14 protein-coding genes (1 of these 14 running past the window's edge) are annotated in these 15,962 nt (G+C 71.2%); 4 read left to right on the top strand and 10 right to left on the bottom strand.

The features are described from left to right. Positions 1-180 carry the final stretch of a patatin-like phospholipase family protein gene (locus FDP22_RS04500; RefSeq protein WP_239031864.1) on the top strand. 870 nt of this gene lie to the left of the window's left edge, so the window shows 180 of its 1,050 coding nt (coding positions 871-1,050); its start codon lies off the left edge, out of view; it ends in the stop codon at positions 178-180. Positions 181-251: 71 nt separating this feature from the next. After that, positions 252-1,193 (top strand): D-amino acid aminotransferase, encoded by a 942-nt coding sequence (locus FDP22_RS04505; RefSeq protein WP_138575477.1) that lies wholly within the window; start codon positions 252-254, stop codon positions 1,191-1,193. A 341-nt stretch (positions 1,194-1,534) separates the two neighbouring features. Here FDP22_RS04505 and hpaH read toward each other — a convergent pair whose 3' ends face one another. From hpaH to hpaE, 3 genes are all read right to left on the bottom strand, one after another. Then, the gene (hpaH, locus tag FDP22_RS04510) at positions 1,535-2,347 is read right to left on the bottom strand and encodes a 2-oxo-hept-4-ene-1,7-dioate hydratase (protein ID WP_138575479.1); all 813 of its coding nucleotides are present in this window, start codon (positions 2,345-2,347) and stop codon (positions 1,535-1,537) included. 130 nt (positions 2,348-2,477) lie between these two features. Next, the gene (gene hpaD / locus FDP22_RS04515; protein ID WP_138575481.1) at positions 2,478-3,458 is read right to left on the bottom strand and encodes a 3,4-dihydroxyphenylacetate 2,3-dioxygenase; all 981 of its coding nucleotides are present in this window, start codon (positions 3,456-3,458) and stop codon (positions 2,478-2,480) included. A 37-nt stretch (positions 3,459-3,495) separates the two neighbouring features. After that, complete coding sequence (gene hpaE / locus FDP22_RS04520) at positions 3,496-5,007, bottom strand: 5-carboxymethyl-2-hydroxymuconate semialdehyde dehydrogenase (RefSeq protein WP_138575483.1); 1,512 nt, start codon at positions 5,005-5,007, stop codon at positions 3,496-3,498. 187 nt (positions 5,008-5,194) lie between these two features. Between hpaE and FDP22_RS04525 the strand changes: the two genes are divergently transcribed. Then, entirely contained in the window at positions 5,195-6,061 is an 867-nt protein-coding gene (locus FDP22_RS04525; protein WP_138575485.1) for a fumarylacetoacetate hydrolase family protein, read from the top strand. Positions 6,062-6,284: 223 nt separating this feature from the next. Here FDP22_RS04525 and FDP22_RS04530 read toward each other — a convergent pair whose 3' ends face one another. From FDP22_RS04530 to FDP22_RS04545, 4 genes are all read right to left on the bottom strand, one after another. Beyond that, entirely contained in the window at positions 6,285-6,980 is a 696-nt protein-coding gene (locus tag FDP22_RS04530; protein ID WP_138575487.1) for an orotate phosphoribosyltransferase, read from the bottom strand. Between the two features lie 68 nt (positions 6,981-7,048). Continuing rightward, positions 7,049-8,662, bottom strand: coding sequence for a thiamine pyrophosphate-dependent enzyme (locus tag FDP22_RS04535; protein WP_138575489.1), 1,614 nt, complete (start codon positions 8,660-8,662; stop codon positions 7,049-7,051). Between the two features lie 48 nt (positions 8,663-8,710). Next, the gene (locus FDP22_RS04540) at positions 8,711-9,841 is read right to left on the bottom strand and encodes an iron-containing alcohol dehydrogenase (RefSeq protein ID WP_138575491.1); all 1,131 of its coding nucleotides are present in this window, start codon (positions 9,839-9,841) and stop codon (positions 8,711-8,713) included. A gap of 91 nt (positions 9,842-9,932) precedes the next feature. After that, positions 9,933-12,731, bottom strand: a complete 2,799-nt coding sequence (locus FDP22_RS04545) for a bifunctional diguanylate cyclase/phosphodiesterase (protein WP_138575493.1) — start codon at positions 12,729-12,731, stop codon at positions 9,933-9,935. A gap of 177 nt (positions 12,732-12,908) precedes the next feature. Between FDP22_RS04545 and FDP22_RS04550 the strand changes: the two genes are divergently transcribed. Beyond that, complete coding sequence (locus tag FDP22_RS04550) at positions 12,909-13,769, top strand: substrate-binding domain-containing protein (protein WP_138575495.1); 861 nt, start codon at positions 12,909-12,911, stop codon at positions 13,767-13,769. Between the two features lie 3 nt (positions 13,770-13,772). Here the strand turns inward: FDP22_RS04550 and FDP22_RS04555 are convergent, their stop codons facing one another. The 3 genes from FDP22_RS04555 to FDP22_RS04565 all read right to left on the bottom strand — a co-directional run bounded on the left by FDP22_RS04555 (position 13,773) and on the right by FDP22_RS04565 (position 15,924). After that, complete coding sequence (locus tag FDP22_RS04555; protein ID WP_138575497.1) at positions 13,773-14,504, bottom strand: ABC transporter ATP-binding protein; 732 nt, start codon at positions 14,502-14,504, stop codon at positions 13,773-13,775. Next, entirely contained in the window at positions 14,497-15,195 is a 699-nt protein-coding gene (locus FDP22_RS04560) for an ABC transporter permease (RefSeq protein WP_138575499.1), read from the bottom strand. The genes FDP22_RS04555 and FDP22_RS04560 overlap by 8 nt, the downstream gene beginning before the upstream one ends. Positions 15,196-15,471: 276 nt before the next feature. Continuing rightward, positions 15,472-15,924: a DUF3291 domain-containing protein gene (locus FDP22_RS04565; protein ID WP_138575501.1), complete on the bottom strand. Its 453-nt coding sequence runs from the start codon at positions 15,922-15,924 to the stop codon at positions 15,472-15,474. Positions 15,925-15,962 lie beyond the last annotated feature (38 nt).

Consider the following 15,962-nt stretch of genomic DNA (forward strand, 5'->3'; position numbering starts at 1 on the left):
CCGCTCGGCGCCTCCTCGAAGCTCAATGCGGAATGGGCCTTCCTCACCTGGCTGCGCGACATCGGCCGGCTGACCGCCGAGGCCTGGCTGGAGGAGCATTTCGACGACCTGGGCCGCTGCTCGACCGTCGACATCCGCGGCATGTTCCAGGGCGGCGCCCGGGTGAAGCAGCCGGACTGACCGCCCTCCACCACGCCCCGGCCGCAGCGCTTCCGGCCGGGGCGCGCCTTCCCCCCACTTCAGGACGACACATGACAGACGACCTCACCACCCATGACGCCGAAGACGATGCCCGCAACGCCGATCTCCTCATCTGGGTGAACGGCGCGCTCAGGAAGCGGGCGGAGGCGATGGTCTCGGTGTATGATTCCGGCTTCATGCTGGGCGATGGCATCTGGGAGGGCCTGCGGCTGCACAATGGCCGCTGGGCCTTCCTGGGCGCGCATCTCGACCGGCTGTTCGAGGCGGCGAAAGCCATCGATCTGGACATCGGCATGGACAGGGCCGGCATCGCCGCGGCGCTGGAGGAGACCCGCCTCGCGAATGGCATGCAGGACCATGTCCACGCCCGGCTGATGGTGACACGCGGCGTGAAGACCCGTCCGTTCCAGCACCCGGCGCTGTCGCGCTCCGGGCCGACGATGGTGATCATCATGGAGCATTCGCGCCCGAACCCGGCGCTGATGGAACGCGGCATCCGCCTCGCCACCGTGCCGCAGGTGCGCGGGTTGCCGATGAGCCAGGACCCGAAGCTGAACTCGCATTCCAAGCTGAACTGCATCCTCGCCTGCATCCAGGCGGAGAAGGCCGGCGCCGACGAGGCGCTGATGCTGGACCCGCATGGCTTCGTGAACACCACCAACGCCTGCAACTTCTTCATCGTGCGCCACGGGGAGGTGTGGACCTCCACGGGCGACTACTGCATGAACGGCATCACCCGCGGCAAGGTGATCGAGCTGTGCCGGGCCAATGACATCCCGGTATTCGAGCGCAATTTCTCGCTGGTCGACACCTACGGCGCCGAGGAAGCCTTCCTCACCGGCACCTTCGGCGCCCAGACCCCGGTGTCGGAGATCGACGGGAGACGCATCGGCGAGGAGGGCACCAATGGCGCCGGCCCCATCACCCGCCGCATCCGCAGCCTCTACGAGGCCCTGATCGAGCGCGACACCCGCACGCCCTCGGCCATGTGAGGGGCGGCGGCGGAGCAGAGCCGCTCCTGTGACGCACCCGAAGACGTGCCCGCCCCGGGCGATGCGGACCCGATGCGCCCCCGTTGCATCTGTGCCGCGTGCTGCCCTGCCGGCACCCGCGGGATTACAGGGGTCCCGGTCTTGCGCTCGGACCTTTCGGCAGCGGAGACGCGATCAGGCCCGAAACAGCGGTGCCGCTCTGTGCATGTCGCTGGCGTGTCGCCAGCCCCTCGCCCCCGGGGCAGCCGGGGTGCGACGCGCCTCCTCCCACCGGGGTGCGAAGCGCCCCTGCCACTGTCGGGAACGCAGAACGCGCGGCCCTGCCCGCCCCCGGCGGGGGTCTAGGCGAAATGCAGGCTGATGCTGCCCCAGGGGCCGTAATCGGCGGTGATCGTGTCGCCGTGGCGGGCCTCGACCGGGCGCACGAAGGAGCCGGCGAGCACGATCTCGCCGGCGCTGAGCCCCTCTCCGTAGTCCCCGAGCCGGTTCGCGAGCCAGGCGATGCCGCGCGCGGGGTGGCTGAGCACGCCGGCGCCGAGGCCGGTCTCCTCCACCTCGGCGTTGCGTGAGAGGATGGCGCCCATCCAGCGCAGGTCGGTGGCATCGGGGGCGATGCGCCGGCCGGCGGTGACGATACCGGCATTCGCGGCATTGTCGGCGATGGTGTCGAGGATGGTGCGCGGGCGCTTCGTCTCCGGATCGGCGCGGAAGATGCGGGTGTCGAGGATCTCCAGCGCCGGGGTGACGTAATCGGTGGCGGCGAGCACGTCGAAGACCGTGACACCGGGGCCGCGCAGCGGGGCGTTCAGCACGAAGGCGATCTCGGCCTCGATGCGCGGCTGGATGAAGCGGTCCTCCGGCACCACCTGGCCGTCCTCGAACCACATGTCGTCGAGCAGCACGCCGCTGTCGGGGATGTCGATTCCCAGCGCGGCCTGCATGGCCTTGGAGGTGAGGCCGATCTTCCAGCCGATCACCCGCCGGCCGGCGGCCTTCTTGCGCGCCACCCAGGCCGACTGGACGGCATAGGCATCGTCCATGGTCATGCCCGGATACTGCAGGGAAAGCAGGCCGGTCTGGCTGCGGGTGGTCTCGGCGGTGTCGAGCGCGGCGACTGCGGCGTCGATCTCGGTGGTGGTGAGGGTGCAGGTCATCGCGGGGTCCTTGCCGGTGCGCGGGGAACGCCCGCCTCGCCGAGGGGGCGCCGCCCCCGCAGCTCGGCGGGCGTGGTCGCGGCCCGGGCGGGCCGCTTGGCCCGGCGCGGCCGCGGTCGGGTGAAGGCGGTCATGGCGCGACAATGGGGGTTGCGTCGAGCTCGGCGGCGCGGGGCTCCACGCCGGTGAAGAGCGAGCCCTCCTCGAACCAGGAACGCGGCGCCGGCGCACCCCAGAGCGTCTGGCGCTGGGGGTCCTTCAGGTCCCAGCGGATCGGCTCCAGGTCCGGGTCCACGGTCTGGTAATCGGAGCAGTAGATCTCCACGCGGTTGCCGTCCGGGTCGCGGATATAGAGGAAGAAGGCGTTGGAGATGCCGTGCCGGCCGGGGCCCCGCTCGATGTTCTTCACGTAGCCGGTGGTGGCCATCAGGTCGAGCAGGTCGATGATGTTGAGCGGCGTCGGCACCCAGAAGGCGACATGGTGCAGGCGCGGGCCGCGGCCGTTGGTGAAGGCCATGTCATGCACCCCGCCCTTGCGGTGCATCCAGGCGGCCCAGAGATGGCCCGAGGCCTCGTCCTCGGTGTACTCGGTGACACGGAAGCCGAAGGCGGCGTAGAAGGCCACGCTCTCGTCCACGTTCGGCGAGAAGCAGTTGAAATGGTCGATCCGCAGCGGCTTCACCCCGCGGTAGAGCGCATATCGCTGGTGGATGGGCGCCAGCCGGTCCATGCGGTGGTAGAACTCGAGCGGGATGCCGTGGCAATCCTCGGTGCGCAGGGTGCGGCCCTGGTAGGCGCGCTTCACCCAGGTGACCGGCTTGCTCCGCGCGGTGAACCAGGCAGCGCAGCGATCCAGGTCGTCCTCGTCGAAGAGCTTGAAGGAGAGGGCCTCGGTGGCGGCCTGCGCCGCGCGGCGCAGCACGATGCAATGATGGCCGCGCTCCTCCATCGCGCGCAGCCAGATGGTGTCGGCGGTCTCGTCGGTCACCTGCAGGCCCAGCGTGTCGACGTAGAAGGCGCGGGAGGCGGAAAGGTCGGTCACGTCGAAGGTGACATGGCTGAGCCGGATGATGTTGAAGGGCGGGTAGAGCTCGGGCTTGGGCAGGGGCATTTCCTCGGGGTCTCCTTGTTCTTTGTCCCGGCGCGGCTCAGAGCCCGATCCGCGGGATGCGGTGCGCGCCCGTGGCGAAGGCGATCATCTTGGTTTCCATGTAGAAATCGAACGACCAGTCGCCGCCGTCGCGGCCGATGCCGCTGGCCTTCATGCCGCCGAAGGGGGTGGGCAGGTGGCGGACGTTCTCCGAGTTCACCCAGATCATCCCGGCCTCCAGCGCCTCGGTGAAGCGGAAGGCGCGGGTGACGTCGGAGGTCCAGACATAGCCGGTGAGGCCGTAGTCCACCGCGTTGGCGATCTCCAGCGCCTCCGCCTCGGAGGAGAAGGGGATGGCGGTGAGGACGGGGCCGAAGATCTCCTCCGCGGCGATGCGCATGTCCTGGCGCGCGCCGGTGAACAGCGTGGGCTCGACGAAACAGCCCGGACCGTCAAGCGCGCGGCCGCCGGCGGCGATGGTGGCACCATCGGCGCGGGCCACGTCGAAATAGCTCTTCACCTTGTCGAAATGGACCGGGTGTATCAGGGGGCCCACCTCGGTGGCGGGGTCCAGCGGGTGGCCGACGCGGATCTTCTTCACCCGCTCGGCGAGGCGGGCGACGAAGTCGTCGTGGATCGTGTCCTGGATCAGCACGCGGCTGGAGGAGGTGCAGCGCTCGCCGTTGAGCGAGTAGATCATGAACAGCACGGCGTCGAGCGCGCGGTCGAGATCGGCGTCGTCGAAGACGATCACCGGGTTCTTGCCGCCCAGCTCCAGATGGGTGCGCTTCAGCGTGGGGCCGCCCTGCGACAGGATCTGCCCACCGGTGCGGCTCTCGCCGATGAAGGCGATGGCGCGGATGTCCCTATGCTCGGTGAGGGCGACGCCGGCCTCGTGGCCGAAGCCGTTCACGGTGTTCCACACGCCGGGCGGCAGGCCGGCCTCCTCGGCGATCTCGACCAGCAGCCGTGCGGTGAGCGGCGAGAATTCCGCCGGCTTGTGCACCACGGTGCAGCCCGCGGCCAGCGCCGGGGCAATCTTCCAGGTGGAGAGCATGAAGGGCGTGTTCCAGGGCGTGATGATGCCCACGGGCCCGATGGGGGTGCGCGCGGTCATGTTCATCAGCGTGGCCGAGGGCAGGGCCTGGCCGTCCCGCGCGGCGGGGGCGCGGTCGGCGTAGAAGCGGAAGTTCTCCGCCCCGCGCAGCGCCGCCTTCGACATGTAGCGCAGCGCCTGGCCGGTGTCCCAGCATTCGCAGAAGGCGATCTCCTCGGCCCGGGCCTCGATGGCGTCGGCGATGCGGTGGAGGAGCGCCTTGCGCTCCCGCCCCGGCATGTCGCGCCAGGCCGGGAAGGCGGCCTTCGCCGCACGCGCGGCGGCGTCCACGTCCTCCGCCCCGCCGCGGGCCACCCCGGCGATCAGGCTGCCGTCGACCGGCGAATGCGTGTCGAAGCGCGCGCCGGAGGCGGCCTCGCAGGCCCGCCCGCCGATGTGGTTCTGCACCCCGCTCTCGCGGAAGCGCGCAAGATAGCCCTCCAGCCGTGCCAGATTGCCCGCAAGCTCGCTCATATCCGTCCTTTCCGAAGCAATCCGGGCCGCGCGGCGGCCCCTGCCCCTCCCTCTCCCGGCGCGCAGGCGGCCGGGCACGGGTTTGCTCTTGATCCCGCTTTCCTTAACACGTTAAGTGTAAAGCCGGACGCAAGACAAGAGAAATCTGCCGCCCCGCCCGGGGACGGCCGGAACCGGGGAGACCGCCATGAGACTGCTGAGCTTCGGGCTGAACGGGGTGCTGCATGCCGGCGCCTGGGTGGCGGAGGGCATCGTCGACCTCTCCGCCCGGATGGAGGGCGCCTCGGTGCGCGAGATCCTGGAGAGCGGCCGGTTGGCCGAGGCGGAGGCGTTGGCCGCGCGCGTGCCGGCCGACCACGCGCATGACGCTGTGGAGCACGCGCTGCCGATCCCCGATCCGGAGAAGATCTACTGCGTGGGCGTGAACTACATGAACCGCAACGAGGAGTACAAGGACGGCTCCGAAGCGCCGAAATACCCCTCCCTCTTCGTGCGCAACCCGCTGTCCTTCTCACCGCACGGGCAAGCGATACTTGTGCCACCCGAATCGGAGCAGCTCGATTACGAGGGAGAGATCGTGCTGGTGATCGGCAAGGCCGGGCGGCGCATCCCGCAATCGGCGGCGATGGACCATGTCGCCGGCTTCACGGTGATGAACGAGGGCACCATCCGCGACTGGGTGCGCCACGGCAAGTTCAACGTGACCCCGGGCAAGAACTGGGACCGCTCCGGCGGCCTCGGCCCCTGGATCGAGACCGCCCCCGAGGGCGTGGACATCCACGACATGCGGGTGGAGACCCGGGTGAACGGCGAGCTGCGCCAGTCCGACACCACGGCCTCGATGGCCTTCCCCTTCGAGCGCATCATCGAATACGTGTCGAGCTTCGCCACCCTGCTGCCGGGCGACCTGATCGCGACGGGCACGCCCACCGGCGCCGGCGCGCGCTTCGACCCGCCGAAATGGCTGGTGGAGGGCGACGTGGTGGAGGTGACGGTGGAGGGCGTGGGCAGTCTGCGCAACCCGGTGGAGAAGGAGCGCCCGCGCGAAGCCTGAGCCGCCGCGCCCCGGGCCTGACCCGGGGCCTCGCCGGCCCCACTCGGAACGACCGGGGATCGCGAACGGTCCTGTCCGCCCCCCGTGGACCCCGGGGGGCCTGGAAATCACCCCTCCGGCCGCGGCGGAACGCTCGGAGCCGGGGCGTACTCACCCCCTCCGTCGCAGCGCGGCGTGGCGGCCGGGAGGCGCCGGGTCGGGCCCGGCGCGCCGAAGCGCGGGGTTACTTCGGCAGCTCGTAGACGCCGCCATTGGCCTTCGACCACTCCAGCGGCGCGTGCAGGAAGGCTTCCACCTGGTCGATGGTCCGGGTGTCGAAGGTGCCGTCCTTCTTGCACACCGCCAGCACGTCCCACCAGGTGGCGAGGTTGTGCAGGGTGAGGCCGTTGGCGGCCAGGGTCGGCCGGGTGTCCTTGAAGATGTCGTAGTAGAACACCACCAGCGTGTGGGCGCATTCGGCGCCGGCGGTGCGGATCGCCTCGGCGAAGCGCAGCTTCGAGCCGCCGTCGGTGGTGAGATCCTCGACCAGCAGCACCCGCTGGCCCTCGCGGATGTCCCCCTCGATCTGGGCATCGCGGCCGAAGCCCTTGGGCTTCTTGCGCACGTATTGCATCGGAAGGCCCATGCGGTCGGCGATCCAGGCGGCGAAGGGGATGCCCGCGGTCTCGCCGCCGGCGATGGCGTCGAAGCGCTCCACGCCGGCGCCGCGCATCAGCGTGGCCACCGCGAAATCCATCAGCGCCGAGCGCACCCGCGGGTAGGAGATGATCTTGCGGCAGTCGGTGTAGACCGGGCTCTTGAGGCCGGAGGTGAAGGTGTAGGGCTCGTCGGCGCGGAAATGCACCGCGCCGATCTCCAGGAGCATGCGCGCCGTCAGCTCGGCCATCTCGGCCCGGTCGGGGAAGGTGTTGGCAAACATCGGCGGCTCTCCTCTCGCGGCTCTCAACCCCGCGACATAGACGAAACCGCCCCGCCTGCCAAGCGGCCTCAGCCCGGGCGCTTCGGCATCACGAAGGGCCAGGGCGAGGCTTCCTGACCGCGCGCGAGCGGCACCACGATGAGCCCCGGCGCGCCGGAGGCCAGCATGGCGGAGAGCACCGGGCCCAGCGCCTCGGGCCGCTCCACCCGCTCCGCCGCCATGCCGAAGCTTTGCGCCAGCGCCACGAAATCGGGGTTCTGCAGGTCCGCACCCAGCAGCCGGCCGCCGTAGCGCTCCACCTGGTCGCGGCGCACGTTGCCGTAAGAGGCGTTGTCGAAAACGATGGTCACCACGCCGATGCCGTACTGCACGGCCGTGGCCATCTCCTGCACGCCGAACATGAAACCGCCGTCGCCCGAGACCTGCACCACCGCGCGATCGGGGTGCGCCACCTTCACGCCGAGGGCTGTCATGAACCCGAAGCCGAGGTTCTCCTGATAGGCGCTCGAGATATAGCCGCGCGGGGTGTAGACCGGCAGGCCGAAGCGGGCGGTGAAACCCATCTGGCTGATCTCGTCGACATAGATCCCGTCGCGCGGCAGCACGGCGCGGATGGCGTCGAGCCAGGCCATCTGCGGCTGCACCACGTCGATGGCGGCCCGGGCCCGGGCGCGCAGGCCGGCGAGATCGGCGCCGCGCGCGGCCTGCGGCACCAGCGGCATCAGGACCGAGGCCCCCGCGGCGGCGTCGGCATAGAGGCCCACGTCGGCGGGCAGGCGCACGAACTCGGTGGGGTCGGTGTCGATGCGGATGGTCTTCAGCCCCTCGGGCTGCCAGCTCCAGCGCATGTATTGCAGCTCCAGCCGGCTGCCGATGCCGATCAGCAGGTCGCACTCCTGCCAGTACTCCCAGGCGGCGACGGCATCGAGGAAATGCGGGTCGTCCTCGGGCACCGCGCCCTTGCCGGAGCGATGCGCGGTGACGGGCGCGTCGAGCCTGCGGGCGAGGGCCAGCACCTCGGCGCCTGCGTCCTGCGCGCCGCCGCCCACCATGATGAGCGGGCGCTTCGCCCGCGCGGCCAGCGCCGCGGCCCGCTCCAGCACCGCCGGGTCGGGCGCGGGGAGAGCGGGTGTGGCCGCGGGGGCCGGCATGTCGAAGGCGGCGGACTGTCCGAACACGTCCCAGGGTGCCTCCAGCGCCACCGGACCGGGGCGGGGGGCGAGCAGGGTGCGGAAGGCGTCCTCCACCCTCGCCGGCACCTGCGCCGGGTGGTCGATGCGCCAGGCGCCGCGGGTGAAGCTGCGCAGGGTGGCGAGCTGGTCGGGCAGCTCATGGAGCTGGCCGCGGCCCTGGCCGATCAGGTTGGCGAAGATGTTGCCGGTGATGCAGAGCACCGGCGCGTTGCCGGCATAGGCGGTGCAGAGCGCCGCTCCTGCGTTCAGCACCCCCGGCCCCGGCACCACGGTGAAGGCCGCCGGCCGGCCGGTGGACTTCGCATAGCCGTAGGCCATGTAGCCCGCGCCCTGCTCATGCCGGGTGTGGATGAAGCGGATGCGGTTCGAGGCCCGCGCCAGCGCATCGTTGAACTCGTACATATGCGCGCCGGGGATGCCGAAGATCGTGTCGATCCCGCGGTCGATCAGTGCCCGGACGAGGGCTTCGCCGGTGGTGTATGTCTGCATGCCGTCCTCCCGTTCGGCGGCATGCTTAACATGTTAAGGTTGCCCGGGTCAAAGCGCCTTTTCATAGACCTCGAGGGCTGCCTCGGGGGTCATCTCGCGGGGGTTGTTCACCAGCAGGCGGGTCTGGGTCATCGCGTTCTCCACCATCATAGGCAGGTGGTTGTGGCTGATGCCGACCTCGCGCAGGGTGGTGGGCATGCCCAGCTCCTCGCGCAGCGCCACGAAGGCCTCCGGCAGGCCGGCGCCGCGGGTTCCGGGGAAGATGATCGGGGCGATCTCGTCATAGAGCGCCTCGGCCACGGGCATGTTGTAGTCGAGCACGAAGGGCAGCACGAGGGCGTTGGACAGCCCGTGCGGCACGTGGAAGAAGCCGCCCAGCGGGTAGGCGAGCGCGTGCACCGCAGCACAAGGCGCGTTGGCGAAGGCCATGCCGGCGAGCATGGAGCCCAGCAGCATGTTCGAGCGCGCCTCCACGTTGCCCGGCTCGAAACAGGCGGTGCGGATGTTGCCGGCGAGCAGGCGCAGCGCCTCGCGCGCCAGGCAGTCCGACACCGGGTTCTTCTTGAGCTTCGTGGTGTAGGCCTCGATGGCATGGACCATCGCGTCGATGCCGGTGGCGGCCGTCACGGCGCGGGGCAGGCCCATGGTGAGCTCGGCGTCCAGCACCGCCCAGTCGGGCAGGAGCTGGGGCGAGACCACGCCCTTCTTGTCGTTCTCGCCGATGGTGATGATCGAGATCGGCGTCACCTCCGAGCCGGTGCCGGCGGTGGTGGGCGCGAGGATCAGCGGAAGGCGGTCGCCGGTCACCAGCCCCACGCCGTACATCTCCGACAGCGGCTGCTCGGCGCGGGTGAGCACGGCGACGAGCTTCGCGGTGTCCATCGAGGAGCCGCCGCCCACCGAGACCACCCCGTCCACGCCCTGGCGCTTCGCCTCCTCCACGGCGGCGAGGAGGATGCTCTCCGGCGGGTCGGGCTGGACCTCGGCGCAGAGCCAGACCTCGATGCCCGCCGCCTTCAGACCGTCCAGCGCCGGGGTGGCGAGGCCGAGGTCCAGCACCGTGCGGTCCGTGATGAAGGCCACCTTGCGGCAGCCGAGCCCGGCGGCAAGCGCGCCGATCCGCGCGCTGCTGCCCGGCTCGCACAGCACCGACCGCGTGGTCTGAAAGACAAAGGACATCGCATTCCCTCCCGTTGTGACATGCGCGGGAGAGTCCGGCGTGGCGCGGAAAAGATCAATCCCGGTTTTCGCGCCGCTGCGGCCGGGTCGGTCAGCCGATGCGGCGCAGCGCGGTCTCGCGCTCGGCAAGCCAGGCATGCGCCGCCTCGGCCGACATGGGCCGGGCAATGCCGTAGCCCTGCACCACCCGGCAGCCCAGTTCGCGCAGGCGGACGAGATCCGCCGCGGTCTCCGCGCCCTCGGCGATCACCGCGATGTCGAGCTCGCGCGCCAGAGACAGGATCGCGCGGACGATGGCGGTCATCCGCGCGTCATGGGCGAGCGGCGCGACGAGGGAGCGGTCAAGCTTCACGCTGTGGATGCGCAGGCGCGAGAGATTCGCCAGCGCGGCGTGGCCGGTGCCGAAATCGTCCAGCTCCACCACGAAGCCGGCATCGTGCAGCCGGGCGATGTTGCGCGCGGCCGGGTCGTCCTCATCGGTGATGAGCATGGTTTCCAGAACCTCCACGGCCAGGTCGGGCGGGGCGAGATCGCGGCGGTCCAGCTCCCATTTCAGGTGGGTCACGAAATCCGGGCGGCGCAGGTGCTGCACGGAGGCGTTGATCGAGAGGCGCGGCACCGCCAGCCCTTCGCGCCGCCAGTCGCGCAGGCTGTCGAGCGCGCGGGCCAGGATCATCCGTTCGATCTCGACCAGCAGCCCGCCCCGCTCGGCAAAATCCAGGAACGCCGACGGTTCGTGCACGGTCTGAGCGTCGATCCGCCAGCGGGCGAGGCATTCGAAGCCGACCAGCGCACCCTCCTCCAGGGTCACCTGGGGCTGGAAGAACGGCTCGAAGGCGCGTTGCTCCACCGCGGCGACCAGCCCGGCGCCGATGCGAATGCGACTGGCGTTGCGCTGCTCCAGCCCGGGCGAGAAGATCGCCACCGCCTTGCGCAGGCTCCGGGCTTCCTGCAGGGCCAGGGCGGCGTCCTTCACCAGGGCGCTCGCCATGACGGTGCCGGTGCCGTCCACCACGCGGATGCCGGCGCTGGCGCAAAGCCGGCAGATGCCGCCGGAGGTGGGGATGCTGCGCTGGAGAACCTCGATGGCGCGCAGGCCCAGCGCGGTCGTCGCGTCCTCCGGGTTCACGGTGTCGGGAAGCACCAGGGCGAGTTCGTCTCCGCCGCTGCGCCCGACGAGGCAGCTGGCGCCGAACTCCGCGGACAGGGCCTCTCCGGCCCGACGCAGGATGTTGTGCGACGAGACGTGGCCGAACGTGTCGATCACCTGGCGGAAATCGTCCAGCCCGAGCAGGATGAGGGTGAAGCCGCTGCCGGTCTCCCCGCAATCCACCATGAATTCGGTCACCCGGCGCCAGTTGGGCAGGCCGCTCTGCAGGTCGTGCCGGGCCTGGCGCGCCATCTGCCGGTTGGCGTCGTGCAGCGCCCGTTCGCGCATCTTCTCGCGCGTGATGTCACGGCAGATGGTGACGACGCAGGCGCCGTCATCTTCGTCCTCGTGGAGCAGGTCGGTGCGCGACAGCCACAGGGTTTCGGCTCGGGCCTGGGCCTCGAAGATCACCCGCCCCTCGCGCGACAGGGTCTCCTGCCGGCGGGCCCGGCCTTCCGAGCAGGGCTCGGTGAGGTCCAGCAACTGGTCCGGATCGCGGCCCAGCGCCCTGTCCAGGCTGTGGCCCGCGCAGTCGAGAAACGCCTGATTGGCCCAGATGATTCCCCCTTCGGGGCGCCACATGCACACGAGGTCCGCCGTGTTTGCTGCGAAGCGGGTCAGCCGCAGCTCCACCGCGCGGCTGTGGGCCAGGCGGCGCGCCGCCGTCAGCTCGGCGGTAATGTCGCGCACGGTTTCGATCAGCAGTTCCAGGCGGCCATGGGAATCGCGCACCGGCGTGCTGTTGACCGCGCACCATGTGACACCGCCATCGCGCTTGCGGATGCGCACCGTCGCGGTGACCGGCCCGCTCCGGTCGGTCCGGAGAAGCCCGGAGGCGCCCTCGTCCGACATGTCTCCCGGCGGCGCGAGCAGCTGATCCGGCGTCCGGCCTTCCATCTCGTCGAAGGAGAAGCCGCTGAGCGTCTCGAACGCCTGGTTCGCCCACACCGTGCGGCGGCGCGGGTCCAGGATCAGGATGCCGTCCCCGGCGTAGCGCACCGCGAGTTCCAGCCGCCGCAGGCGCACCATGCTGCGGAACTGCGCCACGGTGAGGCAGCAGATCAGCAGGCCGAACAGCAGCGCCTCGCCATATTGCAGGCGGGACATTTCCGCCCGGCTGTACCCCCCCTCCCACACCGCCGTGAAGGTGATCCGCGTGCCGGACACGCTCAGGAAGTGGACGACGAGCACCGCCAGGCTGAAGGCGAGAGCGGCATGCAGCAGGTCTCCCGCCCGGTCGCGCAACGCGAGATTCGTCGCGATGCCGCAACCGACGCAGCAGATGACGAGGGCCAGGCCGGATGTCAGCCAGTCGAACTGCACGAGGCAGCCGGAGAAGCCGGAAAAGCCGATGTGATGCAGGCTCCAAACCGCGCCGCCCGCGGCCAGCCCGCCGCCGATCACCCGCAATCGCTCCGGCAGGCGCGCCGCCAGCACCAGGGCGAGCGCGAGCCCCCCGACCGAGGCCGCCGCCGACCCCACCGCGTATTCGGGCCGGAAGAACAGTGGCAGGTCCGGGCGGTAGCCGATCATCGCGGTGAAATGCGTGCCCCAGACGCCGAGACCGGCGCAGATCACCGCCCCGACCAGCCAGAGCCGCTGCGACGCGCCGCCACCGCCGCGCACGCCCTGCGCGATGCAGAAGAACGTCGTGAAGGTCGTCACGCCCAGGGCCACCAGCGCCAGAACCACATAGGCCGGGTCATGTATGCGGGTGAGGAAGGTCAGGAGCGGGGTCATGTGCGGCGCGGTCACTCATGTGGTCAGAGAGGCGTGGAGCCTAACGCGCCGAGCCTAATGAACTCTTCACCCCGACCGGGCCTTGCGGCGCGATGCGGCGGCGATATGCTGCCCTCGGTCCGGGCTGATGCGCACCGGAGCGTGCGGGGTGCAGCGGCAGTCCGGAGGAGGCGGGATATGGACGAGGCACCACGTTTTCTGACCACCGCCGAGGTGGCCACCCTGCTGCGGGTGCGCGAGCGCAAGGTCTATGACCTGGCCGCTGCCGGCGGCATCCCCTGCCGGCGGCTGACCGGCAAGCTGCTGTTCCCGCGTGAGGAGATCGAGCTCTGGCTGGAGGGCACGGCGCCGGGCCCGCTGCCCGAGATCGTGGCCGGCAGCCATGATCCGCTGCTCGAATGGGCCCTGCGCGAATCGGCCTGCGGCCTTGCCACCGCCTTCGACGGCAGTCTCGACGGGCTGGAGCGGCTCGCGGCCCGGGAGGCGGCGCTGGCCGGCTGCCATGTCTTCGAGCCGGAGACGGGAGACTGGAACCTCGGCCATGTGGCCGCGCGGCTGGGGCAGGCGCCGGTGGTGGTGGCCGAATGGGCGCGGCGCCAGCAGGGGGTGTTGCTCGCCCCCGGGCTGGGCGCGCAGGTCCGCAGCCTGGCCGATCTCGCCGGGCGCCGGGTGGTGCGGCGCCAGCCCAGTTCCGGCGCCGGGATGCTGCTCGACCACCTGATCGCGGAGGCGGGCGGCGGCGCGCCCGCGTTCACGCCCGACCTTGCCCGCACGGAGACCGAGGCCGCCACCGCCGTGCTGTCCGGCGCCGCCGAGGCGGCACCGGGGCTCGGCGCGCTGGCCGCCCAGTTCCGGCTGGACTTCCTGCCCACGGCCGTGGAGCGTTTCGATCTGGTGGTGGACCGGCGCTGCTGGTTCGAGCCGCCCTTCCAGCGGCTGCTGGCCTTCTGCCGCAGCCCCGGTTTCGCCGCCCGGGCGGAGAGTTTCGGGGGCTATGACGTCTCCGGCCTCGGCACGATCCGGCACAACGGCCCCTGAGGGTCAGAGCAACAGGCGGCCGTCGAGATAGGCCCGTGCCTCGGCGGAGGCCGGCGCGGCGAAGAAGTCCTCCGCGGCCTGCTCGGCGGTGATCCGCCCGCGGTGCAGGAAGGCCACCCTGTCCGCCAGCCGCCGGGCCTGCCCGGGGTCATGCGTCACGAGGACCACGGAGGTCCCCGCCTCCGCTGCCTGGCGGATCAGCGTCTCGATGGCGGCCGTCGCTTCCGGGTCCAGGCTGGCGGTGGGTTCGTCGAGCAGCAGCAGCCGCGGCTCGGCGCCCAGGGCGCGCACCAGCGCGAGGCGTTGCTGCTCGCCGCCCGAGAGCCACCGTGCCGGCCGCTCGGCCAGCGCCTCCAGCCGCCCCAGCCGCAGCAGCGCGTCACAGCGCGCCGCCCGCTCCCGCCGCGGCACGCCGTAGGTGGCGAGCGCATGGGTGAGCGTGCCGCGCACCGAGCGGCGCAGCATCACCGGCCGCTGGAACACCAGCGCCACTTTCGGCCGCGGCGGCAGCGGGGCGCCGTCCCAGTCCGCCTGCCCCGCCTGCGGGCGCACCAGCCCGGCCAGCAGCCGCAGGGTGAGGCTCTTGCCGGCGCCATTCGGCCCCATCAGCGCCAGCACGCCGCGCGCCGGCACCGAGAGCGTGAGCCCGTCGATCAGTGTCTCCCCGCCGCGCAGCACCCTTGCGCCGGAGAGCCGCGCCACGGGCGCGAGATCGGCCAGCCGCCGCTCAGACATGCTCCAGCCTCCCGCGCAGCCCCATCACCGTGGCGTTCAGCCCGACGGACAGCAGCACCAGCACGATGCCCAGCCCCAGCGCCAGCGCCAGCTCGCCCTTCGAGGTTTCCAGCGCGATGGCGGTGGTCATCACCCGGGTCACGTGGTTGATGTTGCCGCCCACGATCATCACCGCCCCCACCTCGGCCAGCGCCCGGCCCAGCCCGGCCAGCAGCGCGGTGAGCAGCGAATGCCGCGCGTCCCAGAGCAGCGTGGTCACGGTGCGCGCCCGGCCCGCCCCCATCATGCGCAACAGCTCGTCGTATTCGCGGTTGAGGTCCTCGACCACCTGCCGGGTCATCGCCGCCACGATGGGCGTCACCAGCACGGCCTGCGCCACGATCATCGCCGCGGGGCTGTAGAGCAGCCCCAGCACGCCCAGCGGCCCGGCGGCGGAGAACAGCAGGTAGAGCACCAGCCCCACCACCACCGGCGGCAGGCCCATCAGCGCCGTCACCAGGATCATCAGCGCCCCGCGCCCGGGAAACCGCGCCACGGCGAGGAAGGCGCCCAGCGGGAACCCGATCGCGCAGGCCGCGGCCACCGCGCAGAGCGACACCTGCAGCGACAGGGCCACGATCTCCACCAGCGCCGGCTCCGCCGTGACGATGAGCCGGAACGCCTCGACAAAGGCCGCGCCGAAATCCTGCATGCGTCAGACACTGCCTCCCGTCCGGACCACCCCGCCGGGGCTTCCTGCCCGCGGCGCGCTTCGCCCGGCACAGGCCCGGGCGTGTCGCGCCATCTATGCCATTTGCAGGTGTGTCGTGTCGAATCCTCCCTCACCGGGGGAAAATTCGCCGGACTCCGGCGCGCGGACCTCTCCGCGCCGGGGCGTCGCGGCCCGCAGGGCGCGACCACGCCCGCCAAGCTGCGGGGGCGCCAGCCCCCTCGGCGCGGCGGGCGTCTCCCGCGCCGGGGTCGGAGGTCAGAGGTCGGCGCGGCTGCGCAGGTCCCCCAGATGGGCGAAGCGCTCCCAGCCGAAGGCGTGCATCCCGGGGCCGTCCCGGTCCATCCGGGCCTTGCGGTCCAGCGCCTCCTCCAGCGTCGGGCGCACCCCCTCCTCGATCTCCCACAGCACCAGCCAGTTGTGGTCGAGCACCGGGAACCACTCGGCCCGGCGGCGGAAGAACTGCCGGTGCGCGGTGCGGAAGGCGAAATGCGCCAGCGCCTCCGGGCTCTCCCACAGCGACAGGGTCCAGGTCATCAGCGGGTCGCCGAGGATCACCTCGTCCGCCCCGTCCTCCTTGAACTGCCAGAGAAATCCCGGGCTGCGCGCCGCGAGCGCCTTCATCCGCCCGACATTGTTCATGAAATCCGCCATGCGCGGATCGTCGAGCGGATATTTCGCCAGCGCGATGTTGAACTGTGCCAGATGCATGCCCTTCCCCGTTGCCCCCTTCGCCGGTGGACCTGACG

It is taken from the genome of Paroceanicella profunda, assembly GCF_005887635.2.
Classification (GTDB): domain Bacteria; phylum Pseudomonadota; class Alphaproteobacteria; order Rhodobacterales; family Rhodobacteraceae; genus Paroceanicella; species Paroceanicella profunda.